The 24465-nt window shown below is 50.6% G+C and carries 24 protein-coding genes; 5 read left to right on the forward strand and 19 right to left on the reverse strand.

From position 1 onward, the window contains the following. Positions 1 to 28: 28 nt before the first annotated feature. The 8 genes from ACLQ3M_RS14115 to ACLQ3M_RS14150 form a co-directional block, all read right to left on the reverse strand. A complete protein-coding gene (locus ACLQ3M_RS14115) occupies positions 29 to 859 on the reverse strand; it encodes a Cof-type HAD-IIB family hydrolase (protein WP_411678331.1) in 831 nt (276 codons plus the stop codon). A gap of 121 nt (positions 860 to 980) precedes the next feature. Then, positions 981 to 2816 carry an ABC-F family ATP-binding cassette domain-containing protein gene (locus ACLQ3M_RS14120; RefSeq protein ID WP_411678332.1) on the reverse strand — a complete coding sequence of 612 codons (1836 nt, stop codon included), beginning with the start codon at positions 2814 to 2816 and terminating at the stop codon, positions 981 to 983. 97 nt (positions 2817 to 2913) lie between these two features. Beyond that, positions 2914 to 3684, reverse strand: coding sequence for a class I SAM-dependent methyltransferase (locus tag ACLQ3M_RS14125; RefSeq protein WP_411678333.1), 771 nt, complete (start codon positions 3682 to 3684; stop codon positions 2914 to 2916). 142 nt (positions 3685 to 3826) lie between these two features. Then, the gene (locus tag ACLQ3M_RS14130; RefSeq protein ID WP_411678334.1) at positions 3827 to 4558 is read right to left on the reverse strand and encodes an HAD-IB family hydrolase; all 732 of its coding nucleotides are present in this window, start codon (positions 4556 to 4558) and stop codon (positions 3827 to 3829) included. A 66-nt stretch (positions 4559 to 4624) separates the two neighbouring features. After that, positions 4625 to 4798, reverse strand: coding sequence for a hypothetical protein (locus ACLQ3M_RS14135; protein WP_411678335.1), 174 nt, complete (start codon positions 4796 to 4798; stop codon positions 4625 to 4627). 90 nt (positions 4799 to 4888) lie between these two features. Next, the gene (locus tag ACLQ3M_RS14140; RefSeq protein WP_411678336.1) at positions 4889 to 5407 is read right to left on the reverse strand and encodes an HAD-IIIA family hydrolase; all 519 of its coding nucleotides are present in this window, start codon (positions 5405 to 5407) and stop codon (positions 4889 to 4891) included. A 69-nt stretch (positions 5408 to 5476) separates the two neighbouring features. Next, positions 5477 to 6061, reverse strand: coding sequence for an AAA family ATPase (locus ACLQ3M_RS14145; protein ID WP_411678337.1), 585 nt, complete (start codon positions 6059 to 6061; stop codon positions 5477 to 5479). Between the two features lie 41 nt (positions 6062 to 6102). Further along, on the reverse strand, positions 6103 to 6981 hold the full coding sequence (locus tag ACLQ3M_RS14150; protein ID WP_411678338.1) for a LysR substrate-binding domain-containing protein: 879 nt from the start codon (positions 6979 to 6981) through the stop codon (positions 6103 to 6105). A 253-nt stretch (positions 6982 to 7234) separates the two neighbouring features. Between ACLQ3M_RS14150 and ACLQ3M_RS14155 the strand changes: the two genes are divergently transcribed. The 3 genes from ACLQ3M_RS14155 (at position 7235) to ACLQ3M_RS14165 (ending at position 10883) form a co-directional block, all read left to right on the forward strand. Continuing rightward, on the forward strand, positions 7235 to 8443 hold the full coding sequence (locus ACLQ3M_RS14155) for a CynX/NimT family MFS transporter (protein ID WP_411678339.1): 1209 nt from the start codon (positions 7235 to 7237) through the stop codon (positions 8441 to 8443). A gap of 21 nt (positions 8444 to 8464) precedes the next feature. Continuing rightward, positions 8465 to 9799: an acetyl-CoA hydrolase/transferase family protein gene (locus ACLQ3M_RS14160; RefSeq protein ID WP_411678340.1), complete on the forward strand. Its 1335-nt coding sequence runs from the start codon at positions 8465 to 8467 to the stop codon at positions 9797 to 9799. Between the two features lie 241 nt (positions 9800 to 10040). After that, a complete protein-coding gene (locus ACLQ3M_RS14165) occupies positions 10041 to 10883 on the forward strand; it encodes an FUSC family protein (protein WP_411678419.1) in 843 nt (280 codons plus the stop codon). Between the two features lie 140 nt (positions 10884 to 11023). Here the strand turns inward: ACLQ3M_RS14165 and ACLQ3M_RS14170 are convergent, their stop codons facing one another. Genes ACLQ3M_RS14170 through ACLQ3M_RS14185 form a run of 4 tightly spaced genes read right to left on the reverse strand, consistent with a single transcriptional unit; the run spans position 11024 to position 14685 of the window. Continuing rightward, complete coding sequence (locus ACLQ3M_RS14170) at positions 11024 to 11608, reverse strand: SGNH/GDSL hydrolase family protein (protein WP_411678341.1); 585 nt, start codon at positions 11606 to 11608, stop codon at positions 11024 to 11026. After that, complete coding sequence (gene nagB / locus ACLQ3M_RS14175; RefSeq protein ID WP_411678342.1) at positions 11605 to 12372, reverse strand: glucosamine-6-phosphate deaminase; 768 nt, start codon at positions 12370 to 12372, stop codon at positions 11605 to 11607. The genes ACLQ3M_RS14170 and nagB overlap by 4 nt, the downstream gene beginning before the upstream one ends. A gap of 43 nt (positions 12373 to 12415) precedes the next feature. Continuing rightward, positions 12416 to 13111 carry an N-acetylmannosamine-6-phosphate 2-epimerase gene (locus ACLQ3M_RS14180; RefSeq protein WP_411678343.1) on the reverse strand — a complete coding sequence of 232 codons (696 nt, stop codon included), beginning with the start codon at positions 13109 to 13111 and terminating at the stop codon, positions 12416 to 12418. Between the two features lie 14 nt (positions 13112 to 13125). Then, positions 13126 to 14685, reverse strand: a complete 1560-nt coding sequence (locus ACLQ3M_RS14185; protein ID WP_411678344.1) for a DUF4127 family protein — start codon at positions 14683 to 14685, stop codon at positions 13126 to 13128. A gap of 383 nt (positions 14686 to 15068) precedes the next feature. Between ACLQ3M_RS14185 and ACLQ3M_RS14190 the strand changes: the two genes are divergently transcribed. Further along, the gene (locus tag ACLQ3M_RS14190; protein WP_411678345.1) at positions 15069 to 15986 is read left to right on the forward strand and encodes an ROK family protein; all 918 of its coding nucleotides are present in this window, start codon (positions 15069 to 15071) and stop codon (positions 15984 to 15986) included. Then, a complete protein-coding gene (locus ACLQ3M_RS14195; RefSeq protein ID WP_411678346.1) occupies positions 15976 to 16833 on the forward strand; it encodes a MurR/RpiR family transcriptional regulator in 858 nt (285 codons plus the stop codon). Before ACLQ3M_RS14190 ends, ACLQ3M_RS14195 begins: the two co-directional genes overlap by 11 nt. A 78-nt stretch (positions 16834 to 16911) precedes the next feature. Here ACLQ3M_RS14195 and ACLQ3M_RS14200 read toward each other — a convergent pair whose 3' ends face one another. The 7 genes from ACLQ3M_RS14200 to ACLQ3M_RS14230 form a co-directional block, all read right to left on the reverse strand. After that, positions 16912 to 18816, reverse strand: coding sequence for a beta-N-acetylhexosaminidase (locus ACLQ3M_RS14200; RefSeq protein ID WP_411678347.1), 1905 nt, complete (start codon positions 18814 to 18816; stop codon positions 16912 to 16914). Between the two features lie 79 nt (positions 18817 to 18895). Continuing rightward, positions 18896 to 19840: a hypothetical protein gene (locus tag ACLQ3M_RS14205; protein WP_411678348.1), complete on the reverse strand. Its 945-nt coding sequence runs from the start codon at positions 19838 to 19840 to the stop codon at positions 18896 to 18898. Between the two features lie 14 nt (positions 19841 to 19854). After that, positions 19855 to 20658 (reverse strand): hypothetical protein, encoded by an 804-nt coding sequence (locus ACLQ3M_RS14210; RefSeq protein ID WP_411678349.1) that lies wholly within the window; start codon positions 20656 to 20658, stop codon positions 19855 to 19857. Between the two features lie 29 nt (positions 20659 to 20687). Next, entirely contained in the window at positions 20688 to 21620 is a 933-nt protein-coding gene (locus ACLQ3M_RS14215; RefSeq protein ID WP_411678350.1) for a hypothetical protein, read from the reverse strand. Between the two features lie 16 nt (positions 21621 to 21636). Then, positions 21637 to 22599, reverse strand: a complete 963-nt coding sequence (locus ACLQ3M_RS14220; protein ID WP_411678351.1) for a GNAT family N-acetyltransferase — start codon at positions 22597 to 22599, stop codon at positions 21637 to 21639. A gap of 27 nt (positions 22600 to 22626) precedes the next feature. After that, positions 22627 to 23484, reverse strand: coding sequence for a carbohydrate ABC transporter permease (locus ACLQ3M_RS14225; RefSeq protein ID WP_411678352.1), 858 nt, complete (start codon positions 23482 to 23484; stop codon positions 22627 to 22629). Further along, the gene (locus ACLQ3M_RS14230; protein WP_411678353.1) at positions 23474 to 24367 is read right to left on the reverse strand and encodes a carbohydrate ABC transporter permease; all 894 of its coding nucleotides are present in this window, start codon (positions 24365 to 24367) and stop codon (positions 23474 to 23476) included. Before ACLQ3M_RS14230 ends, ACLQ3M_RS14225 begins: the two co-directional genes overlap by 11 nt. Positions 24368 to 24465: the final 98 nt, after the last annotated feature.

Here is a 24465-nt window from a genome sequence, read left to right on the forward strand (position 1 = left end):
ACCCGGGAACCGTCTGATACTTCGCTCCTTATGAGCTTGGTGAAAGCAGATAGCGGTCGACGGCTTCGGCGCAGCCGTCGTGGTCGTTGTCCGCGACCACCACATCGCATATTTTTTTGATCCGCGGCAGCGCATTGCCCATGGCAACGGACAAACCCGCGATGCGCAGTACCTCCGCATCGTTTTCCGCGTCTCCGACGACGATGGTTCGCTCCAGCGGAATCCGAAGATAACGGCACAGCCAAACCAGCCCGCTCGCTTTGCTGACATGAAGCGGCGACAGCTCCAGCGAAGTTTCTTCCGAGTAAGCGATGGAAACGGGCAGCTCCCGAATGCGTGCGTAAAGCCGTTCCCGAATCTCCGCGGAAGCCGAGAACAGGTTCAATTTCTCCACCGGAATCTGCGCTGACCGGTAATAGGCGGTGAGATCGTCTGTCTGATTCGCCGTGCGATTCATCATATCCTGATAGAGACCCATATGGAAATGGCTTGCATCGGCAACCTCTCTGCGGCTTGCAAAAGGAGCTCCGGCGCTCATCATATACGCCATGACGTCCTCCTCCGCCGCTATCTCAAGCACTCTTTCCACGGTATTCCGCGGAAAAACTTCCGAATGAAGGACGCTTTTTCCGGCGGTATCATAAACCAGTGCTCCGCTTTCACAGACATAGTAGCGGACATTTTGAAGCAGATCTTCAAACTCTTTTAGTTCGCTGATGCATCGGCCCGTCGAAAGGATCACGATCTTGCCCGAAGAGGCCGCGCGGTTCACCGAATCCAGCGTGCGGCCGGATATGGTCTTCTCGCTGTTTAGTATTGTCCCGTCCATATCGAAGCCAATCAAATCATATGTACTCATGTATTTTCTTCACACATTTCTGTTTCCCCCGGTTCTCTCACAATGGTATTAAGGAATGAAGCGCGCAAAAGCCCTTAAGCCCGGCTTCCGCTTCAAAAAGCCTTTGCGCCGTACGCTGAGTTTAATCCTGATTCTGCTCCGCGATTCGGTCCGCCAGCTCATTTAAATAGACCCATCGCTCCGTTTTCTCATTCAGCTCCGCTTCCAGCGCTTCTTTTTTCCCCGTCAATTCCGTCAGGAGAAGGTAGTCGCTGGAGGCTTGCTCGATTTCACTGTTGATTTGAGAAATCCGATGTTCGAGATCCGCGACTGCGCAGTCAATTCCCTCAAATTCACGCTGCTCTTTGTATGAGAATTTCAATTTACCGGGTTTCACACGCGGACTTGATTTTGGTCTGCCGACGGCGGCTTTGGGTTCATTCTGCCGTCTTTGTTCTTTCTGATCCAAATAATCCGAATAACCGCCGATGGTATCGTGAATCTCTCCATCCTGCTCAAAGGAAAACACATGTTCCGCGATTTTATCAAGAAAATAGCGGTCATGAGACACGGCAATGACCGCGCCTGCGAAATTTTGCAGATAATCCTCAAGAATCGTAAGCGTCTGAATATCCAAATCATTGGTAGGTTCGTCGAAAAGCAAAACATTCGGCGCCTGCATCAAGATTCCCAGCAGATACAGTCTGCGCCGTTCTCCGCCGGAAAGTTTTCGGATAGCTGTATACTGCAAGTCGGATGAAAACAGAAATTTTTCAAGCATCTGGGATGCTGTCAACGTCCCTTCCGGCGTTTCAATTTCCGACGAAATATCTTTGATATAATCCATCACGCGCAGCGCCGGATCCATTTCTTCGCATTCCTGCGAAAAATAACCGATCCGCACCGTCTGCCCGATATGGACTTCGCCATTGTCCGGGAGAACGGTTCCGAGGATAATTTTCAACAGAGTGGATTTTCCGCAGCCATTCGGGCCAATGATGCCGACACGGTCCCGGCGCAGCAGGTTGTAGGAAAAATCACTGATTAACTGCCTGTCACCGTAACGTTTGGAAATGCCGCAAATCTCAATTATTTTTTTCCCAAGCCTTGAACTCATGGAGTTCATTTGCAGGTTTTCCTGTTCCAGGTCAACCGACTCCGAGCTCATCTTCTCAAAGCGTTCCACCCGGAATTTCTGCTTGGTTCCCCGTGCGCGGGCTCCCCGGCTGATCCACGCGAGCTCCTTTTTGAGCAGACTCTGGCGTTTCCGCTCGCTTGCGGCAGCCATGCTTTCCCGTTCCGCTTTGAGTTCGAGATACTTCGTGTAGTTTGCCTGGTAGGAATACAAATTCCCGTTGTGTAATTCCATGATTTTATTTGTGACGCGGTCCAGAAAATAGCGGTCATGCGTTACCATAAGCAGAGCGCCGTTATAACCGGCAAGATAGTTTTCCAGCCAGTCCACCATATCGTTGTCCAGGTGATTCGTGGGTTCATCCAGGATCAGCACTTCCACCGGTGTTACCAGAGCGCTCGCAAGTGAAACACGTTTCTTCTGTCCGCCGGAAAGCCGGCTTAAAGGCGCGTCAAATTCATGGATTCCCAGCTTTGTGAGGATTGCCTTGCACTCGTATTCTTTCGATTCCCTCTGCTGCTCCGAGATTCCCCGAACGACCTGCCCGAGGACGGTGACGCCTTCTTCGAACAACGGATTCTGCGGCAGATAGCCCACACGAACCCCGCCGGATCTTGTGACGGTTCCGGCGTCGGAGAATTCCAATCCCGCAATGATCCTCAGCAAAGTGGATTTTCCCGCGCCGTTGATTCCAATCAAACCGATCTTATCCCCGCTGTTAATCCCAAAGGAAGCCTCTTTCAGCAGCGTTTTTTCATTGTAACTCTTATGAATCTTTTCCGCAGTTAATAGCAGCACATTATTATCCTCTTTTAGCATCATGATGGTCTGTACTAATTTCATTATACCTTTAGCGTCCAGCGTCCGTCAAATAAAGTAAACCAAAACGCGGTGAACATTTTAGATGAAAAGGGTTCATAAAAATTGATGCAACTAAGTTTTACTTCGTCGAGATAAAAATTCCATACTCTTTCGGAATGTGAATTTTGCCGTTTGTTTTTCGTTTTTCAAGGATTTGGCAAATTTCTTCTCTGGATATATTCTTGCAGTCGGACATTGACGTCAGTGACATCATATAATCCAGCAAATCATCAGTGTCAGTTACATCCAAAGCATCCTCATAACATCTCTTTTCAATCGTGCTAAAATGTTCGCTTAAAATAAGATCCCCGTTTTGCAGGGTAAAATTTCTGTTCATCTTATGCACCATGCCATACTCAGAAAGCAGTTTCTGTAAATATTGATTAAGTCCGTGTTCTCCGTATGTTGCACAGTAGAATTTTCCGTTGATTTTTAAAATTCGATGAACTTCAGATAAAGCTCTGTGCAAATCAGGTACATAATAAAGCATCATATTGGCAATGACAATATCCATGCTTTCATTTTGATACGGTATATTCTGGATGTCCGCTTGACTAAACGTGATGCCCTTCAAGTTTTCCAATGTTTTTTGAGCGGTTTTGAGCATACCCTCTGAAAAATCAGATAAAATCAGCCGGCAGTTTCCTGGGAGCGAATGATATTGGTGGAGCCACATGTCACCGGTTCCACATCCCAATTCCAGGATTTGAGCATTGGGAAACAAATCATATTGCTCAAATATCCAGTTCCCGAATCCTTTTTTATTCGTACTGTATTTCTCATGGAGGCTTATTCTTGTAAGCAGTTTATCCGCTGATGCATACTGAGCTTTTAATATTTGTTCATCCATAAGATTTCTTCCCCCTTATCGGAAGAATTTCTTCCTTTGCAAATGGTAATTGTTGGTGATATTACGAGAGACCTCCGCCGTAATCGTGAAATTGCTTATTTGTTATAAAAAATGTGTAAGTTCTTAATACCGCTGACCGGTTTTACTGAAGCAGATCGAGCCGGTCCACGTCCATCCGGTAGGTTACGTCCTTGCGCTCAACGATAATGCTGATCTTATCGCTGAGCGGTTTATCCTTCCGGATATTTGTAAGCAATTCCCTGGTTGGATTGATCACGAACGGATTGCCGACGAGCTTCAGCATGGCGAAATCACCGTTCGTATCTCCGTAAGCATAGCTGGTCGAAAGGTCGATGCGATATTTTTCGGCGATTTCAAGAACCGCCTTTCGTTTGCTTTCGGCATCCCACATAGGGGTTATTTTTCCGTTGTAGATTCCGTTGCCGTCCACTTGGTAGATAGTCCCTTTGTAGTCATCCATGCCGTATTTAGCAGACATCTCGCGCACCAATTCGATGGGAGAACCGGAAATGGCGATCACCAAATGTCCCTGCGCCTTATGCCACTTAATTCTTTCGCGCGTATAGGTATACACACGTTCCCCCTTCTGCTCAATCACCTTTTTAGCGATGTAGGCAACATGGAAAGAATCCGTATTCTTGACGGTCTCGGTATAAATATCTACCATTTTCTGCAGGTAGTCGTCGTAATCGCCGACACGCTTGTCCCATCTTGTAAAGGCCGGTTCCACCTCATTATACCATTTGCTGCTGCTGATCAGCTCGTATTTGATCATCTTTTTGAACATCTCACTGATTAAACCTTCACGGGAGATTGTCCCGTCAATATCAAAAAAAGCGGCGATGTTTCTCATTGCCGAATCCTCCTTTAAGCGTGACGGTATGTCTGATTTTCCATATTATGAGTGTCAAACGACAGGTTACTCCGCGGGCTCAGACCGCAAAAGTGTTCCACGATTCGGCCCGTTAACGCAGATGGCATACATCCACTCGTAGGAAAAGCCTCCTGCAAGAAGCGTAATCGGAGCGGTCACGACCGCTTCCGCCATTTGGGGCCAGAGGGCCATACTGAAACGAACAAGATATGGATACATAGAACTGTACCCATATCTTGAAAAAAGCCCATTTACTTTAAATCCGACAAGAGCAAGAGTTTCCAGAACACGGGAGCCGGAAGCATCTTATCATGCATGATTAAGAATCCATTGGACAGCATCCAGTAAATCCTCCGCTATATAGGCGGCTCTATCAGGATCCCATTGATTGGAATACAGGCCCATTGCTCCGTTACCCGCGCCGGTTCTTACCAGTATCACTTTTGTGCCTGCACTTATCCCGGAAGCCATATCGCTCCACCTGTCACCAATTACAAAGCACTCGGAAAGTTGCAAATGATACTTTATTCTCATTCGATTGATCATATATGCGCTAGGTTTGCGACATTTGCAATGGTCGGCCGGTCTATGAGGACAAATACAAAGATCATCGAATCCCAGAGAGTAGAGCTCTGTTTCAAAATCTTTATAGGCTACTTTTCCCTCTGAAAGATCCGGTTGATTTGTAAAGGCAAACAATTTATATCCTTTATTTTTCAGCAGATCAATCGCTTTTCTGGAAAATGGAAATAGTTTAAACTCATGTGGGAATGTAACTTCATCTCCGCCGCCGATGGTTCCGTCACGATCTATAAAAACCGCTTTCATTTTTTCTCCTGTGTCCTATCGGGTCAATGATTATGAAAATATTGAAACAAATTCAATTTCCTTCATTCTTCAAGACTCAAGAATCCCAAGTATTTCTCTCATGGATTGATTATATTCGTCGTCTGAGGAATTTTTAAAAACCAACAAATCATCCTTGCAGGACGGGTCGTCGAGTTCTTTGGGAATGTTGAAATTTACCCCCGCAATATATTGATCCCAGTTGGCAAGTTTCCATGAATCCCTGTCACTGTTCCGCTGAATCATTCTCTGCTTGACCACTTCAACGTCTGTCTGCACCCAGATCACGATCAATTTCGCATTCTTCCGCCAGAGTTTTTCTCTCAGGTGGTCCATATAGCTTTTGTCCCGAACTTCTTTTGTAAAAGGAGCGTTAATCAGGACAATATCATCGTATTCCAATGCCTCAAGCGCAAGATCAATAATAGCGGCGTATTCATAATCTCTGATATTCTTTTTAAAAAACTCAGAACTTCTGTTGTACTCTTCGTTCGCAACGGCAAAAATCTGTTTGGACAGCACAATGAGCGTATCCTTGTCCAGATAAACAACATGCTTCAGATTTGTCGCAAGCTTCCTCGAGATATAAGTTTTCCCGCAGGCCGGCGGAGACGTGACAAGGATCAGTTCTTTCATATTTTTTTACCTCTTCCTGTCTGTTTTTGCTCAAATTTAGTTCACTTCGATTGTTTGCACATTTTTAAGAAGCGCTGCATGGGCACGGTCAGAAACTTATCCGTGCGGTAAATGATGGAAAGCGCCCAGGGAAATTCCGGATTTTTCAGATGGAGCTGGCACAAACGGTTGGCATACAGCTTGTCAATCAAGGGCTTTGGCAAAATGCTGGCGCCCTGATTATTTGCAACCATTTCCAGGATCAAATCCCACTGAGAGCTTTCAAAAACGATGTTTGGCACAAAGCCTGCCGCTTTGCAGCGTTCCAGCATTACATCGTAATACATATAGTCCGGAGAAACCATTAGCAGACGCTCCGACCCTAAAGATCCAAAATTCACGCTGTGTTTCGCGGCAAGAGGATGCTGCTTGGGGACAACCAGCACGGCCTCCGAGGAAAAAACAGTTTGGCTGTAAAACTTACTGTCTGAAAACGGCTCGATGACTACGCCCAAGTCGAGCGTTCCGTCATCGACCAAATCCCTGATCAATTTGGATGTAATCTCCGTAATCTGTAAGTCGGTTTCCGGATAGGCCTGACGAAATTGATAAATCAGCGAAGAAAAATAGATGGTTCCGGCGGAGGGAGGAAGCCCAAGAGTCAGGGTGCCGCCTGCACACCGCAGTTTTTCCTCCAGCTGCTGCGTCTGTTCATTATAATAGTCCAGCAAATTTGTTGCGTATTCGTAAAATGCCAAACCGTCCTGCGTAATCAGAAGATCTTTCGAACGACGTCCGATGAATTCCGCCTGAAATTCATTCTCAAGCGCGCGAATGGCTTTGCTTAGGGTCGATTGGCTGACGAAAAGTTTCTCAGCCGCCTTTGTAAAACTGCGCCGTTTTACAACTTCCACATAGTAAGCGAGCTGAACCATTGTCATTGGAATTTCCTTCTCAATTTTTTATTTTCGTGATTACACCTGTTATTATACTTAAAATTCGATTAATTGCAAATTCTAAAATTACCGCATAAGGTTTTTTGTATGAATTTGATTCATACGGGTATGAATTTTTTGTATTTTTGTTCCGAAAAACACCGTGTTATAATAATGGCAGAGGGATGCTTGGCCAAAGCAGACAAAATTGAATGAACTGCTTGTGTGCGGCCGTATGCAAGCGAGAGGAGCGATCGTTGTGCAAGCGCAAGAGAAAAAAGTATCTTCCGCGAGAGCCATTTTAATTGAAATGGTGATGTTTTTTACATACGCTTTCTTTGCCGTAAACTGGGTCGCCGGCAGTACGCTTACCCCGCAGATTATGAAGTATTTTAATTTGCAGTCGTTTGCGTCGGCAACTTTTATTTCCAATGCCATTACCATTGCAAAAATCATTGGTAACTTTATGGCTGCCGGAATTCTAGTCAGGCTGCTGCCAAAAAAGGCGATCGGCTTAGGTTCCGGGCTTATTGTGGCCGGCAGCGCGATGGCTGTTCTGGCGCCGCAGTACTGGATGTTTATTTTAGGACGTTTTCTGATGGGCTTTGGCGGCGCGCTGTATGTGGTTTATTTCAACCCCGTTGTCATTCACTTTTTTGCCCCCGAAAAGCGCCCGACGGTCAATGCGTTTAATAACGTGGCCTACAATGTCGGAGGAATCATCGCAATGCTGATCGTCGGCCCGGTGATCCGCTGGCTGCAGACCTGGCAGTACAGCATGGCATTCTTTGCGGTGATCAGCGCCATACTGTTTCTGGCATGGCCGGCTTTGGGAGAGGATTTTGAGCTGAACCGTTCCGCTGCCGGGGACACGGAAAAATACACCTTAAGAGATGCGCTCAAAGAAAAAATCAACTGGTTATTGCCTCTTACCTATTCCGGACTGCTGACCTTTTACATTGTTCTGCTCAATATTTTCCCAATTTCCGGCGTAACGGCAATCAGCTCTAAAACACTCAGCACTTTGGTAGCCGTCGGCGGTGTTGTCGGCTCTTTACTGGCAATAGCCCTGTCGAAGGTATACTTTAAGCGTCTGCCTGTAATCCGTTGGAGCGGCCTTGCCATGACCTTGTTCGGCGCATTGATGTTTTACACGAAAAACGACGTTCTTTCGGTGATTGCCGCTTTCGCCATCGGCGTTGTCATGTTCCTGCCCGTCACCTCCCTTGTGTTGATTCCGCAGGAATTGCCGAATATGTCCCCTGCAAAGTTAACATCCATTATGGGCCTGTTCTGGGCATTGTCCTATGTGATTGAATCGGTTGCATTCTACCTGATTGGCATTGCAATCGACAAAGCCGGGTATTCGGTTGGACTGACCATCGCGCTGGTACTGAGTGCAACCTTCTTCGTAGGATCATTCTTTCTCACGGAAACAGGGCACTCAGCAAAGAAAAAAAATCAGTAAATTCAGAAAGGAAATCTTTTCATGAAAACGTTTGAAGAACTATACCGGGAGAAAAAAATGACCGCCGAACAGGCGCTGGAATTGATTCAGGATAACGATTATATGTTTTCCGCTCAAGCAACCGGGGAACCGGAAGCAATTCTTGAAAAATTACAGCACCTGAAAAAAACCGGCGTAAAAAACACGGTTCTGAACACCTGCCTGCCCCTGAAGTATTACGAAGCCTTCAAAGACCCGGAGATGAAGGGGATTATGGCGCATAACGGATGGTTTTTCAGCGCCGGTCTGCGTGATGCACAGACGAAAAAGCTGGTGAGCGATATGCCCCAAAGCTCCACCTCCATTCTGCGCAAAACCCTTGACCGCATCGCTTACGAAAAACGCCGTCCCGTGTTGCTGGCCACAGTGTCCCCCATGGATCGGCACGGCTATATGTCCCTTTCCGTCAGCGCGATTTATGAGCGCGACATCATCAACAAAGGGGCGTTGGTCCTTGTAGAGGTGAACCCCAATTACCCCCGTACTTTCGGTGACACACAGGTTCATATTTCAGAGGTTGCCGCGGTTGTGGAATCCGACCGCCCCATTTTCAAAAGCACAGTAGGTCAATACACCGAAACAGACGCGGCAATCGGCAAATATGTCGCTTCGCTGATTGAGGACGGCTCTACGATTCAGCTGGGAATCGGCAATATCCCGAACGCGGTGGCTACAGAGCTGAAAAGCAAGCACCATTTGGGAATCCACACGGAAATGTTTACCGAAACCATGGTGGATTTGATTGAATGCGGCGCAGTAGACAATTCTCAAAAAGGTCTGCTCAACGGTTATTCGGTATGCTCTTTCACAATGGGCAGTCAGAGGCTGTACGACTTCATTGACAACAATCCCTCTGTTTTGTTCAAATCCTGTACCTTTACCAACGACCCATTCACCATCAGGAAAAATAACAAATTTGTCTCGGTGAATGCCACGCTGGAAATCGATTTGACCGGACAGTGTGCTTCGGAAACGGTCGGCCACGTCCAGTGGTCCGGTACGGGTGGACAGTCGGAGACCGTGCAGGGCGCACAGATGTCTCCCGGCGGCAAGTCAATTATCGCCATGCACTCCACCTACACCACTAAAGACGAAAACGGCAAAGAGGTTCTTCACTCGAAGATTGTGCCGTTTTTGCAGAAAGGCTCCGTCGTTACCACGTCCCGCAACGACACGGATTACGTGGTAACGGAATACGGGATTGCCTGGCTGCGCGGGCTAAATGTGAGCCGTCGCGTCGAAGCTCTCATCAGCATTGCGCATCCGGACTTTCGCGAGGAGCTGCGCCGTCAAGCAGAAATAAATAAAATTTGGTAAAATCAGGCGTTTGCCCTTTCTATTGCCCCCCTGTTGTAGTTGTTCTTTCTACAGCAGGGGGCATCGTAATACACAGTATTTAGGTTCTGCCTGATATTCCGGGTTGATCAGCGGGAGACAAATTAATATGCCGCCATTTCTCCCTCATAAAGGCATTGAGAAGAGCTAAACTATAGGAAATAGATCTTCTGCAGGAGGGAAACGAATCACGAAAGATAAATTCACCCGGAAAGATTTTAAAATAGCCTTATCCATGTTTTTATGCGTGACAGCGGTTAATTTTCTCAATTTGGAATATGCCTTATTTGCAATCCTTGCCGCGATTTTCTCCATACAAAATACAATAGAGAATTCCCTTAAATCCGGTTTGCAAAGATTTCTCGGGACTGTTCTGGGGGCCGGTTTCGGATATCTATTTGCAATGATTCAGCCCCGGAATCCCTTTTTGGTCGGAATCGGAGCTGTGATTCTGGCAATCCTCTGTGAATTTTTACGATGGGAAAAGGGAATTTCAATCGCGGTTGTTGTTTTCGCGTCTATTATGCTGACAAACGATAAGGACCTTTTGCATTACAGCGTTAACTGGGTCATAGTTACCTTGGTCGGCATTTTAATCGCGATTGCTGTGAATGAGCTGATCTTCCCACCAAACAGTCTGGTACAAATACGAAGAGACATCGAAGACATTGCAGCAAATATTAAAAACACCGTGAGGGAATTATTATGTGAGGGCAATGACGTCGATCTCGACAATTTAAGAGACAGAATTATTAAATCAATCGATGCGCTTGAAACTTATGCGGATGAATATAAGCGCAAGGCAATAAAAAGCGCAGATTTCGCTTATGTCAAAAAGAAAATAGAATCGATGATGCGAGTGATGTCCAATTTGGACACCGTGGACAAAATCGGAAAAGAATGCACATTGAACTCCGATAATGTCGCAAAAACAAACGAGTTAAAACTCGGTCAAATCGAGCCGCAGCAATATGAAAATAAAGACAGAAACATTATTTACAATTACAATGTCGGTGAAATTCTTGATGCGCTTCCGGAACTGATCGAAATAAAACGAGCCCCCTGAAAAATTCCGGCAGGCCGGCAAGTGCCGTCCGTGGGACCGGCTTTTCCCGTAAGACGACAAAAGAACCTCTCAAAGCCAGGAGCATGACTCCGGTTTGGAGGGGTTCCGCCGCGGCGCGGCGCCCGAAAAGCATATCCGCTTCAGGCGGTCGCGAGCTTCTTCCTAATCAGCCCCGCCACCTGCTCCGCGCAAAGGCGGTAGCCCTCTTCCGTAAGGTGAAGCCCGTCGCCGCATTTGTAGTAGTGATTCCCTTTGAGCATCAGCGCATAGAGATCGTTTACCGCAATATTTTCCTGCGCCATCAGCTTTCTTGCGGCCTCATTATATGTTTCGACCCATGAATTGTCATAGCTGATCCCCGCGCCGGTGCCGTCAAGGGCAAACCCCTGCTCCGCCACAGGCGTCGTGGTGGCAAAAATGGCCTCGGCACCGTTGCGGCGAATTTCGCGGATAATCCGTTTCAGAAAATGCAGATACTCGTCCACAGGGTGCATCGCCTCCGTCATCGGAGCCTCCACGTTCATATCCCAATAGCCGTTGTTCCAATGCACGATGTCGAATTTTCCGTAATTTTTAAAAAACTGATTTGCCTGCCAAAGCGTGTAGGAAGAAAAGCGCCCGTTGTCCTCATCGTAATAAACCTCGCATTCGCCCTCAAGCAAATCCTTTACAATCCCGTCGTAGCCCATCCGGATCGAATCCCCCAGCAAAAGCACTTTTTTCACGGCGCATTTCTCCGCTCCACACTGCCGGGATATTTCTTCAGGACGGCGGAAAGCGCCGCATCGTCCGCCACAACCGTCACACAGGGGTGCATCTGCAGGATGGAAGCCGGAACCTCCGGCGTTACCGGGCCGAACAGAGAACGGCAGAGTACCTCGGCCTTTTCCTCGCCGCTTGCGATAAGGAGGATCTTTTTCGCCTGCATAATCGCCTTGATTCCCATGGTGACCGCAAACTTCGGAACGGCGTCCGCGCTTTCAAAGAATCTTGAGTTTGCGTCGATGGTCGCCTGCTTCAGTCTGACCTTGTGGGTCTTTTTGTCAAAGTCTTCATTCGGTTCGTTAAATCCGATATGGCCGGTGTTTCCGATGCCGAGAAGCTGGAGGTCAATGCCGCCGAGGCTCTCGATCAGCCGATCGTATCTTTCGCATTCCGCGTCAAGGTCCGCGGCCATGCCGTTCGGCACGTTGGTATTTTCCGGCCTGATGTTGACATGGCTGAAAAAATAATTCCGCATATAGTAAGAGTAGCTCCTGCTGTGGTCCGGAGCCAGCCCGACGTACTCGTCCAGATTCACGCTGTGCACGCTGGAAAAATCCAGGTCGCCCTTTCCGTACCAGTCAACCAGCTGCCGGTAAACGCCGAGCGGCGTGGAGCCTGTCGCAAGTCCTAAAACGGAATCCGGTTTTAAGATCACCTGCGCAGAAATAATATTGGCCGCTTTTCGGCTCATTGCCGGATAATCCGGCGCCCATAAAATATTCATTTGATCCGTCTCCTTTGTTTTTTGTACCGGAAATTCTGCCGCTTCAGCCGAACACCCGCATGGCATCGACAAACCGCCTGGTAATTTCACGGGGCCTTGTGATCGCCGTTCCGACGACCGCCATCCAGACGCCGAGGTCAAATGCGGCGCGCAGCTGTTCCGGAGTCCAGATGCCGCCTTCCGCCACGATCGGCAGCCCCAGTGTTTCCGCATACTTTTTCATCAGGTCGAAATTGGGAAGTTTTACGTCCCTGGTATACTCCGTGTAACCCGACAGGGTGGTTCCCACAAGGTCGAATCCGAGGGCTTTCGCCTCCACGCCCTCCTCATAGCAGGAGGTATCCGCCATAAAAATCCGGTCCGGGTACTTCTGTTTGACCGCCGTAAAAAATTCCCGAAGCGTCAGGCGTCCCGGCCGCATCCGCGCCGTGGCGTCGACCGCGATGATATCGGCTCCGACCTTCACAAGGCCGTCCACTTCTTTCATCGTCGGGGTCAGATAAACCTCGCTATCCGGATAGTCCACTTTATGAAGCCCGATGATCGGAAGATCGACGGCACGCCTGATTTCGGCAATATCGTCCGGCGAGTTCGCGCGGATACCGACCGCGCCGCCTTCCTGAGCCGCGAAAGCCATCCGCGCCATGATTTTCGGGCTGTGCAGCGGTTCTGTCTCAAGGGCCTGGCAGGACACGACCAGCCCGCCCTTCAGACGATTCAGCACCTCGTTTTTCTTCATTGAGCATCTCTTCTTTACTCTAGAATGGGTTTGATCGTTTCAAGCTGGACATGAAGATTGATATAAAACACGCCGTCCCATTGGAAAAACAAATCGTCGATCACGATATCGGCTCCCCGATAGCTGCCTCCGAACTTTTCGCGGATCAATTTGTTCAGGCGGTCCCTGAAATATTTTTCCACTGAGCCGCGGTTCCCGCCCAGCGCAAACGGATCGATCTGCCCCTTGGTTTCCGCCAGAAAGCTGCGCAGCACATTCGCCTGATAAAGCCAGTCGCAGACAATGCTGCGCATTTTGAATTCTTCCGACAGGCGGAATTTTTCCGCGTTCCCGAGGAAGCGGTTGTAATAGCTCGCGATCACCGTCTGGGCAAGAACCACGCCGATGGTGTTCTGCGAAGTGTTCCAGCCGCCCACGGCCTGAACCTTTTGCAAAACGCCCGAGAGTGCCGCATAGTCCATAAACTCATTTTCACAGCCGTTGCAGACGGATACCTCCGCCAAGCCGACGGCCTTGCGATCGCTACGCGCGTAGTAGTCGATGTACCGAAGAAATTCATGCATATTGCTGTGGCTTGTGAAGGTGAGGTCTTTCTCATCCTGATCCATCGACTCAATCATGTATTTCCCGGGAGAATTAACCGCCAGCATACAATCGGAGCGGTCCGGGCAGTCTTCCACGATTCCGCCTGCCGAAGTGATCTGCGACTTGATGCTTTCGTGGAGCGGACGGTCCTCATACAGCGGCACGACGGTCGGCCCCCACGTGGAAGAGTAGCGCACGTAGACCCGCGGAACATATTCCTTGATCAGGTTAAACACCCTCGCAAAGATCACGCAGCCGACCTCGTCGGCGCCCGGGTAAACAAACACCCGGTCCATGACCCTCCCGGCCCGCACCCTTTTCGCAATAGCGGCCTGGTCCATCGCGGCATATCCATATTCCGCCGTGTCGTCTTTCGGGATGGTCAGAACATCAAAAACGCCCTCTTTTACAAGATCGACGCAGCGGAGGTTGGTAAAGCGGTCTACTTCCCGGCGGGCGAGAAAATCGTTCAGATACTCTTCCGGAACAGTGCCGTCCAGCCGCCGCAGCTCCGCTTTTTCCTCGTCGCTTGCGTGGCCCCGGCCAATCTTGTCGGTAAGGTAGGCAATCCGCCAGATGCCTCTGCCGTATTTCGCCCAGTAGTCCGGGTCTTCATGCGAGTCGTTGCAGGCGGCGACCCTTGCCACCAGGTTAAACGCGTGGATTTTAAGACCCGGATTATTTTTTTTCAGCCTTCTGAAATTTTCAAGGGTCTTTTCACACTCCTCGCGGGTCCGGTGATGCGTTCTGGAATTGACGATGTTTCCGTAAATCAGGGTATCCACGGAAAGAATCGCGTATTCGCATGCCGGAGCGTTTTGAAACACCCACTGCCAGATTCGCCCGTAATCCGCCGGAATCTTCAGCTTCCCCATCATTTCGCACGGCGGCACAAGGAGCTCGATCCCATCGGTCATCTCCGCCAATAGCCGGGGAAACGCGTAGTTGCACGCTCTTTCATCCAGCGGAACGTAAAGCACTTTACTCATATTCGCAAATCCCTTTCCAAAATCATTTCAGCTTTCGGCACTGCTGTTTGATTGCTCCGCGGAACCGCGGAAGCCGCGTCAATTTCTTTTTACAGTATAGCACAATAAAATATTTTTTCAATTATTACCGGAATATTTTTTTATTTTTCTGTTTTTTATCTTGTATTTTGCATTATAAAAGAATATTATTTAAAATATCTTTTACATTAAAAAATATTTCTTTTATTTTATATCTTTTGTTTTGCTTTTGTAAGAAATAACAAATTTCTTCTCGTGATTTTTATCAATTTCGGGATTATTTTTCTCAAATACAATTTAAAAAAATTTTTCAATCCCTTATAATGAAGTCAGCATTGCTATGCTGAAGGACGGAAGGTGTTTTCTTGAGAATCGCAGCTCTCGATATCGGCGGAACCGCCGTCAAATTCTGCCTGTATGACAGCCGGTGCGGCTTTGTAAAAGAGGACGTCCGCGAGACGCCGACAAACGCGGAACTCGGCGGGAAGGCCGTGCTGGAACAGGCGATGAACCTCGCCGCCGGGCTGAAGTGCTTTGACGCGATCGCAGTCAGCACCGCTGGCCAGGTAAATCCGGAGACCGGAGCTATCATTTACGCGACCGACAACATTCCGGGTTACACCGGAATACAGCTGAAAAGGGAGCTTGAAACGCGCTTTTGCGTTCCCGCTTTCGTGGAAAACGACGTAAACGCCGCGGCTCTCGGCGAAGCGGCCGCGGGGGCCGGACGCGAATACGCCTCTTTTCTGTGCCTTACCTACGGGACCGGAATCGGCGGCGCCATTATTCTGAACCGCGAGGTTTACCGCGGCAATTCCTTTTCCGCCGGTGAAATGGGGCACATGATCACCCACGCCGGCGGGCTGCCGTGTACCTGCGGGAACCGCGGATGCTATGAGCAATATGCCTCCTCCTCCGCACTGATTCGTTCGGTTCGGGAACAAACCGGCAGGAGCCTAAACGGCAGGGAGATTTTCAAACTGCTGAAAAGCGATTCCCGCATCGAGCGCGCGGTCTCCGCCTGGATCGACGAAATTCTCTACGGGCTTGTTTCCCTGATCTATATTTTCAATCCGCCGGCCGTCATTTTAGGCGGCGGAATCATGAACGAGGACTTTCTCTGCGACAGCGTCCGGCAGCGGATCGGCGGTCTTCTCATGCCAAGCTTCCGCGGAGTCGAAATTTTAAAAGCTTCACTTGGAAACACCGCCGGATTGCAGGGCGCGATTTGGCTGGCGGAAAGAAGCCTGAAGGAGAGAGGTTGCGCCGATCATGCTGTATGACATATTCGCCAAAATCAAGTCATGTGACAAAGTGTTTACCAAGGCCGAACGCAAGGTGGCCAATTTTGTGCTGGAGTTCCCGCGGGAAGCCCTTTATATGTCGATTACGGACCTGGCGTCCCGCTGCGGCGTCGGCGACACCTCGGTTTTCCGTTTCTGCAAAACCCTGAAGCTCAACGGATACCAGGATTTCAAGATGACGCTCGCGCAGTCGCTGAGCAGCAGCGAAGGCGCATACAGCATGACTCTCTCCGACGAAATCAATCTCGGAGACTCCACGGACGAGGTCTGCCGAAAGCTGCTGCGCACCGATATCGACGCTCTGAACCAAACGCTGGACAGGATGGACCCGAACGATATCCGGCGGGCGGTAGATATGATTAAAGACGCGCGCATGATTCACTTTTTCGGCGTTGGTTCTTCCGGCATCACGGCGCTTGAGGCGAAAAATAAATTCGCGCGGATTCTGCCCAACGTCGCCTCCACTCAGGATTCCCACATGCAGGCCATGTCCTCCGCCCTGCTGAACGAGCGCGACCTTGCGATCGCCTTCTCCTATTCCGGCTCCACGAAAGACGTCATCGAGATTTTAAAGCGCGCAAAGCAGAATAAAGCCAAAACGATCTGCGTCACCCATTACGCGGAATCCCCCATGACCGCTTACGCCGACATCGTCCTGCTGTGCAGCGCGAACGAAGGGCCGTTCCAGGGCGGATCCCTCTCCGCGAAAGTCGCCCAGCTTTACCTGCTTGACGTGTTGTATACGGAATATTTCAAGCAGAATTTTGCCATATGCGACTACAATAAAAAGCTTACGACCCAATCCATTGCTTCTAAGCTTCTGTAGCCGCGGCCCCTTTCGCGGGCCGGACACCCCCGACGCGCGGGCGGAATACGCCGGTTTTCCGCCCGCGCTTCGTCTTTGCTACAGGTGCGCAAGGGTATTCTGCGAAACAATTTTACGGTATGAATTGCAGCAAACGTATACCTCGTCGGAGAAGTCGCCCTCCGTAAACGGAAGCGGATCCTCCTCCAGCTCTTCCACGGCAGAGATTCTGTGACCAAGGTAATCGGCAAGCCGCGCCGTCGCCGTATCGATGCGGCCGGCAAGCCCGCCGAGACGAATATCCATGATCTCGAACCCCTGCCCTTTGTTTTCGTAAAACCAGACCCGCGCGAACTGCTTTTGAAACGTCAGCACATCCTCTTTCAGACGCGGCAGAGTCGTTTGAACGATTTCTCTCAGTTTTTCGTCGTCCCTTCCCCGGTACGCACTGCGAATCTCGGAACCCAGCGCAGCCTTTTGGCCCAGAACGCGCGCAAGGGAGGCATACATGCGAAACAGGAGGGAATAGCGGCCCGCCCTCCCCGCAATTTCCAGCAGGCGCTTTTCGCACGCGGTATAGTGGGATGCAATTTCCGGCTTGTCGAAATACCGGTCAAGAGCTCCGAGCAAAAGATCCTGATAAAGAATCTGCTTGGACGGATTGCGAGTTTTCAGGTTCGGATTTTCACAGCCGGGGAGAATGTCAAGCTGTTCTATCTCACAAAAATCGTCGAGGGAAAGCCCCGTCAGGAATTCGCACCGGCGGCTGACGGCGGCTTTGTCGGAAGGTTCGCCGAAGCAGCGCTCGCCAAACAGGATGATGCCGGGCAGAATTGTCTCAACCGGCGTCTCCGCACCGTCGTCGGCCCACGCCGTCGCCATGATTTCGCTGACCCTGTGCCGTTCGCACGCGGCAAGCGCGGCGTTTGAGGAGACAAAAGTTTTGGAATAGCCCGGCACAAATCCCATCCAGCGCCACACCCCGCCGGCAAAAATAATCCGGTTGGGAAAGCCGTCCCGCATGGCCAGCAGCTCATCATATTCCTTTTCCCTGTCGTGGTAGTAATCCCAGAAGACAAGGCTCATGTTTTCCGGCACCCGCGCGAGATCCTCCCGGCTCAGCCGAATATCCGTGTTGTAATACTCGTGATTGGCGTCATGCGTGCGGTAAAACATGTCGTCGCACATGATCGGAGACATCCCGTATTTACTGACAATCCCGTTCACGCGGTTCAGGTGCCGCAGCATCAGCTGAAACTGGTTTTCAAACCCGTGCTTTCTCAGGTAGGCCCCGGTCCCGAGCGCCATTGCTTCATCCATGCCGATATTGATCTTCTTTGTGCGGAACGTGCGCTTCATTGTCGCAATCATCGCTTCGATCAGTCGGTAGGTTTCCTCTTCCCCGACAAGCAAAATGTCGTCGGTATCCCTCATCGATGCGGCATATCCCCACTGAAGCGCGTTTTTCAGGTGCGCGAGCGTCTGAATCCAGGGAACGGCCTCAATGCCGAGGGAGTGCGCAAAGCCGTCGATCTCCCTGAGTTCGTTCAGGGAATACCGGCCGCGCAGATAACCGAAATACGGGTAACCCGGCAGCTCGTAGGTGTCTTCCATGTACAGGTAGCAGCGATTGTGCCCCGCCAAAGCCATGAAACACAGCAGGCGTTTCAACTCGTCTACCGTGCACACGGCGTTTCTGGAAAGGTCGATCATTGTGGAGCATCCTTCAAACCGCGCGGTCTCCTGCTTTTGAAAGTCCCGTTGAGTCCTGTGCTGCAGCAGGATGGAAAGCGCGCGAAAAAACGCGGCCGTTTCCCGGTACGCGATGCGCAGTCCGTTTTTCGTGCCGACCCTGAGGGAAACCGGAGCGTTTTCCCCAAGGCGCTCCACAGCGATGCTGATTTTCTCCTCCTCCGGCACGCCGGGAAAAGAATAATACTCCAGAAGGTTTTTCAGGCCCGGTTCCACCTCTCCGGTAACGCCTGACAGCTGAATGTTCGTCATGCCGCTCGCCCTTTCTCATTGTTGGATTCCATCCGGGTCGGAAACGGGGCAAATAAAGATTCCGCCCGCCGCGGACCGGTCAGCGATTCATATTCAGGTCGATTTTCGTTTCGGAGTCCTTTTTGACCTGTGTCACCGTCGTGGTCACATATGGAATAGAGCTCGTCTTGTCGGGCCACATATACCGGTCCGCCGTGCGGTCCGCCGTCCACGGATGGCTTCCGGAATCGTTGTAGAGACAGAGATCCGAGCCGACGATGTTTTTCATATATAGATCTTCATCCGTGTTGTAAAGGGTGATCTGCTCCCAGTCGGTCGACGGCACTTTTTTTGTGTCCAGACGGACATCCTCGGGAAAATCCATTGCGTAGTCCTGGTAAACCGCCAGGTTGCCGCCGTCTTTTTTCGCATAGTACAGTGTAAAGGTCTTGGAATCGACCTGCCTGTTTTTCTCCGTCACGTCGAAAATCGTGAGCGTGACCTGTTCGTCCTTTTGGGAGGCATCCAGCACAAGCTTATAATCGTGGGTCATATCGAGTTCTGCCGAAGACTCCCACCACTGGTCCTCATCCGGCGGGACGGAGTAGCGGTTGACACAGGCGTGACATTTGCCGGTGCTCCCGATGAAGCCGAGACCGGCGTCGATGCAGTTGACCCACTGGTTTTCCTTGCCGTTGTAGACATCCATGCCGAGGAAAGCATACCCGTTCAGGCTTTTTCCGTCGCTTTTGCGCACAAGGTTTACTTTCATCCGGCTGACCTTGATCACCTGAGAAGCTTTGTTGTAACCTTCTTTTGAATAGACAACGTAAGCCGGCCCGTCGTTGTCCCCCATCTTATCGCCGTTGTTCTCCCAGGTCAGATTCGTCCATAAGCCGTTCGTTTCGCTGTTGACGCCGGAAGAAACCGATTTGGATGCCGCCGCGGGACTCTCCGTCGCCGCAGAGTTCCCCGAGCAGGAGGACAAAAAGAGAAGGCAGGCCGCCCCAAGTATCAGTGTTTTCAGCTTTACTTTCTGTCGCATACAAACGCTCCCCTTCACCGGTTCATATCCAGCTCAATGATCAGTTCGCGGTCCTTTTGCACGTTATAAACCGTTGTGCAGACATAATTGATTTTTCTTGTCCGATCCGGCCACAGAAAGCGCTCTTCGGTGCATTCCTCCGTCCACGGGCGGCTTCCGCACGGGCCGTAAAGCGTCGCTTCCGAAATTCGGATATTTTTCAGGTAAAGATTCTCGTTCTCATTGTATGCCATCACATGATCCCAGTCCCTGAAATCATGCTCCCGCTTATCGTCGCAGACGTCATCCGGGAAATCAATCGCGTAATCCTGATAATAAGCCGTGTTGCTTCCATCCGGAAGAGTTCCCTTCATAGGAAAGCTTTTGCTGTCTACGGTTTTGTTTCCCGCGGTAATGTCAATAATTGTGAGTTTCAGCCAATTCGCTTTTTCAGAGGTATCCAGAACGATTTCGAAATCGTGCGTCCGGTCAAGCTCTTCCTGCGATTCCCACCAGGATTTTTCACCGTCCTCCACCATAAAACGGTTTACAAACGCGTGAAATCCGCCGTCCGACCCTCGAAAGGCAAGGCCGGCGTCCGCGCAGTTCATCCATTCGCCCGTTGCCCCGTCATAAATATCTATGCCGAGAAACAGGTACGCGTTCACCGTTTTCCCGTCGCTCCTGCGGACAAGGTTTTGTTGAATCCCGCTGACAGCGACCGCTTCGGACGCCTTGTAATAGCCCCTGTTGGAATAGACCACATAGGCCGGGCCGTCGTTGTCGCCGACTTTGCCGCTGTGATTTTTCCATGTAAGATTTGTAAAAATCCGATCCATACCGTTCGGCCTTTCTTTTGGTAATCATGTTAATGGTTCAGGTCAATATTCACGGTTTCTTCGTCATCTTTCTGAACCGACTGCAGCGTAATGCAGGGATATTGAATTCCGGATGCTTTCGTTGGCCAGAGAAAACGGTCTTTGGTGCGGTCCGCCGTCCACGGATGGCTGCCGGAGGCATCGTAAAGAGCCGCATCCTTCAGAACAGCATTTTTAAAATAAAGCCCCTCGCCGGTGTTGTACTTCAGCACTTCCGCGTAATCCGTGCTGGCCCGCCCCGCAGGATCCATGCAGATGTCCGGCGGAAACGCCATTGAAACGCAGTCGTAGTAAGAGGTCGTGCTGCCGTCTGCTTTCGAGTAATAAAGGCCCAATGTCTTGGAATCGACCATTTTGTCCCCCGCCGTCACATCAAAAACACGCAGGGTGATCTGCTCGTCTTTCTGCGAGGAATCCAAAACCAGCCTGTAGTCGTGGGTTTCGTCGAGATTCACGGAGGATTCCCACCATTTCGATTCGTCCGGATCGGCCAGGTAGCGATTTGCGCAGGCATGCCACTTTCCGCCGTTGCCGGAGCGGAGCAGGCCGGCGTCCACGCAGTTGGTCCACTGTGTTCCGCCGCGGTAGACGTCGATGCCAAGGAACGCATAAGCGTTGATAAATTTTCCGTCGGATTTTCGGTCCAGATTTGTTTTCGCCCTGCTGAGGCAGAAAACCGCCGAAGCCTTTCGGTAGCCGACCTTCGAGTAAACGGAATAGCCGGGGCCGTCCTCAGGTCCGTCCTTAATCCCGCTGTTCGTCCAGTGCAGATTATCCTGCGGAACCTCCGCTGCGGACGAAGAGGAGGAAATTCCCGGCTGAGAACCGTTTTCCGCCGGTGAAACGACACCCGCTTTGCCGGAGCAGGCCGTGCAGAAAAGCAAAAGGGCAAGGCAAATGCTTGCCAATCCCAACTTTTTCAAGCAACCCCCACCTTTTTTACAACTCTTTATATGCCGCCAGATAAGTCCTCCACGGCTGAAAACCGAACTGCCCGTAAAAATCTTTCAAAACCGTCCAGTCTATATTTACATTGCGGGCGCCCCCGCGCTGCAGATGTTTTAACGCGTCGCGGAGAAGGCGCGCGCCGAGTCCCCTGCCCCGCACGGCTGCCGAAATTCCGATTGGACCCAAAGCGCCCCAGCTTTTCCCAAGCTGCGGATTGAACTCCCCGTTTCTCTCGTCGTGATTCACATGCACTTTACAGAACCCGCAGACTTCGCGGCCTCTGCGGAGCAAAAGAATTTCGCCGGGGTCGCCCCCGCTTTCAAGGTGACGCATGACTTCAAATTTCCATCTTCCAGGAAACTCCCGGTCGAAAAAGCGCCTCATTTCGGGAAAATCGCGCTCCGTCGCGGGGCCCGTGACAAAATCGGGCGTCTCATTCATCGGTACGCCGACCCGGTCAAAATCAATTCTTGACACGTCCGCGGAAAGGTCGTAGTGCCTCGCGTCGTTCAGGACAAAGCCAAGCGATTGAAAAAACCGCTCCGTTTCCGGCTCCGGTTCCGGGATACCGGAAAAAAAGTTGTGCATCTCACCGCCCGCGATCACCGTGCGGACGCCGCTCTTTTTCAGCTCTGCTTCGGCCCGGCGGTACAAAAAGCCGCCGAATCCCCGCCGTCTGCAGTCCGCGTCCGTTACCAGAGAGCTGAGCCAGGCAGCCCGGTGATACTCCGGTAAAATTCCGTCCGAAATTTTCGTGGCAACCGCCGCGACGATGCCGTTCTCCCCGCGCAGCGCCAGCGTACCCGGAACAAATAAATCCCCGTCCTGTACCGTTTTTTTCATCAGCCAAAATTCCGTCACGTGAAACGCTTCCGGAAAGTTCCGGTTCCACAAAGCGGCGATTTCCGGGATGTTCCGCTCGCTCCACGGTTCCAATGAAACCTCTTTTTGCACCGATAACGCGCTCCCTTCCGCAGCAGATTAACCTTTTACCGCTCCGGCTACCGCTTCAATGTAGTTCTTCTGGAAACACAGGAATACGAGGATCACCGGGATAATGGAGATAATGGTGCCTGCGGCTATATAGCCGAATTTGTAATTGAACATGCCGTTGAGGTACTGCAAAGCCGTCGCAAGAGGATATTTCTGAGGGTCCTGCATAATAATGACCGGCCACAGGAATTGGTTCCAGTTGCCGATAAAGTCAAAGATAATCACCGTCGTGACCGTGGGCTTGATTTCCGGCAGCATGATTCTGGACCAGATTTTCAGCTCGCCCGCCCCGTCGATCTTCGCGGCGTCCATCAGCTCTTTCGGGATGCCGAAATAGGCCTGCCTCAGCAGGATGATGCTGAACGCTCCGACCGAGCAGGGCAGGATGCAGCCCATAAAGGTGTTGAGCAAATGCATGTAGGTTATGGTAAGGTATGTAATGACAAGCCCGGCGGCGGCCGGGACAATCATCAGCGCGACCAAAATACCGAAAACCGCCTTTTTGCCCGGAAACTTCATCATTGCCAGCGGATAGGCGCAAAGCGATGAAAAGACAACGTCTATCGCGATTGCGCCGACGGTAATGATCAGGGTGTTGACAATATACTGCGGAATATTCATGAATTTGACCACACCGACAAAATTATCCAGACTGTAGGCGCCGACTAAAAGGTTCAGATCATACAGATTGGCTCCCGTGCGAAAAGAAGTAATCAGCAGCCAGAGAAAAGGACCCGCGAAAATCGCGGCGATCAGGGTCAGAACCGCATAACGCAGAATTTTCAAAACCGTCTTTCTGGCGTGCCTTGCCGCGCCGCCCTTTGCGGCGGCCGCATTATCCGTCATAAGTCATGCCCCCACCCTTTTTGCCGTACAGGAACACGGCTATGCTGAAAACGCTTGTAATTACGGCGAGCACCAGTCCAATCGCCGCCGAATAGCCGAATTCATAATCATTGAACGCTTTAAAATAGGAGTAGTAATTGATCACCATCGTGGAATCGTTCGGCCCGCCCTGAGTAAGGACAAAGACGATGTCGAACACGCCGACCGCGGAAATCAGCGAGGTCAGAGTGCAAAACCAGACATACGGCTTCAGCAGAGGGATCTTCACCTTGACCATCGCCTGGAATCTGCTCGCTCCGTCGATCAGCGCCGCTTCGTCCAGCTCCGCCGGAATGGACTGGATACCCGCAAGATAGAGCATCATGTAATAACCGAGTCCCTGCCAGATGGTGATGAACATGATGCACAGCATGGCGGAATCGGGGCTGTCTTTAAATCCGAGCGGCTGGCTGATCCAGCCCCACTGCATCAAAAGGTTATTGATCGCGCCGTTGGAATCGAAGAGAAATCCCCAGATAATGGAAACCGCGACCATGGAGGTAACAACCGGTATGTAATAAAGTACTCGAAAAATACTGATTCCGCGTATCTTCTTATTCACAAAAATCGCAAGCAGAATCGACAATATCTGCAAAGGAGGTACCGTAAGGACAAACAGTACGGAATTGAGGATCGCTATTTTGAATTCCGGGTCGTTGAACGCGCGGATAAAGTTTGCAAAGCCGATAAACTTCGTCTGCCCCAGCACGGAGTAATCACAAAAGGCCAGGGGAATGCTTCCAACCACGGGAATTACGGCAAAAAAGAATAAAATAACAAGCGCAGGCGCCATAAAACAATAAGCGACGATTGTTCGGCGTGTTTTGGGCTTTAATTGGCTCATGACCAGTCGCACCTTTCACCCTACAAGATTCTGAAACATCGTCATTTCTCAATTTTTCCGATCGTTTTCAGCCAAAACGCCGAATGTGGCGCCCCGGG

The sequence above is a fragment of the Caproicibacter sp. genome (assembly GCF_046707225.1).
In the GTDB taxonomy this organism is placed as follows: Bacteria; Bacillota; Clostridia; order Oscillospirales; family Acutalibacteraceae; genus Caproicibacter.

What these genes read in the sequence shown, in the direction of transcription:
- ACLQ3M_RS14115 (WP_411678331.1), bottom strand. Translation starts at nt 859, where the DNA reads ATGAGTACATATGATTTGATTGGCTTCGATATGGACGGGACAATACTA.
- ACLQ3M_RS14120 (WP_411678332.1), bottom strand. Translation starts at nt 2,816, where the DNA reads ATGAAATTAGTACAGACCATCATGATGCTAAAAGAGGATAATAATGTG.
- ACLQ3M_RS14125 (WP_411678333.1), bottom strand. Translation starts at nt 3,684, where the DNA reads ATGGATGAACAAATATTAAAAGCTCAGTATGCATCAGCGGATAAACTG.
- ACLQ3M_RS14130 (WP_411678334.1), bottom strand. Translation starts at nt 4,558, where the DNA reads ATGAGAAACATCGCCGCTTTTTTTGATATTGACGGGACAATCTCCCGT.
- ACLQ3M_RS14135 (WP_411678335.1), bottom strand. Translation starts at nt 4,798, where the DNA reads ATGTATCCATATCTTGTTCGTTTCAGTATGGCCCTCTGGCCCCAAATG.
- ACLQ3M_RS14140 (WP_411678336.1), bottom strand. Translation starts at nt 5,407, where the DNA reads ATGAAAGCGGTTTTTATAGATCGTGACGGAACCATCGGCGGCGGAGAT.
- ACLQ3M_RS14145 (WP_411678337.1), bottom strand. Translation starts at nt 6,061, where the DNA reads ATGAAAGAACTGATCCTTGTCACGTCTCCGCCGGCCTGCGGGAAAACT.
- ACLQ3M_RS14150 (WP_411678338.1), bottom strand. Translation starts at nt 6,981, where the DNA reads ATGACAATGGTTCAGCTCGCTTACTATGTGGAAGTTGTAAAACGGCGC.
- ACLQ3M_RS14160 (WP_411678340.1), top strand. Translation starts at nt 8,465, where the DNA reads ATGAAAACGTTTGAAGAACTATACCGGGAGAAAAAAATGACCGCCGAA.
- nagB (WP_411678342.1), bottom strand. Translation starts at nt 12,372, where the DNA reads ATGAATATTTTATGGGCGCCGGATTATCCGGCAATGAGCCGAAAAGCG.
- ACLQ3M_RS14180 (WP_411678343.1), bottom strand. Translation starts at nt 13,111, where the DNA reads ATGAAGAAAAACGAGGTGCTGAATCGTCTGAAGGGCGGGCTGGTCGTG.
- ACLQ3M_RS14185 (WP_411678344.1), bottom strand. Translation starts at nt 14,685, where the DNA reads ATGAGTAAAGTGCTTTACGTTCCGCTGGATGAAAGAGCGTGCAACTAC.
- ACLQ3M_RS14195 (WP_411678346.1), top strand. Translation starts at nt 15,976, where the DNA reads ATGCTGTATGACATATTCGCCAAAATCAAGTCATGTGACAAAGTGTTT.
- ACLQ3M_RS14200 (WP_411678347.1), bottom strand. Translation starts at nt 18,816, where the DNA reads ATGACGAACATTCAGCTGTCAGGCGTTACCGGAGAGGTGGAACCGGGC.
- ACLQ3M_RS14205 (WP_411678348.1), bottom strand. Translation starts at nt 19,840, where the DNA reads ATGCGACAGAAAGTAAAGCTGAAAACACTGATACTTGGGGCGGCCTGC.
- ACLQ3M_RS14210 (WP_411678349.1), bottom strand. Translation starts at nt 20,658, where the DNA reads ATGGATCGGATTTTTACAAATCTTACATGGAAAAATCACAGCGGCAAA.
- ACLQ3M_RS14225 (WP_411678352.1), bottom strand. Translation starts at nt 23,484, where the DNA reads ATGACGGATAATGCGGCCGCCGCAAAGGGCGGCGCGGCAAGGCACGCC.
- ACLQ3M_RS14230 (WP_411678353.1), bottom strand. Translation starts at nt 24,367, where the DNA reads ATGAGCCAATTAAAGCCCAAAACACGCCGAACAATCGTCGCTTATTGT.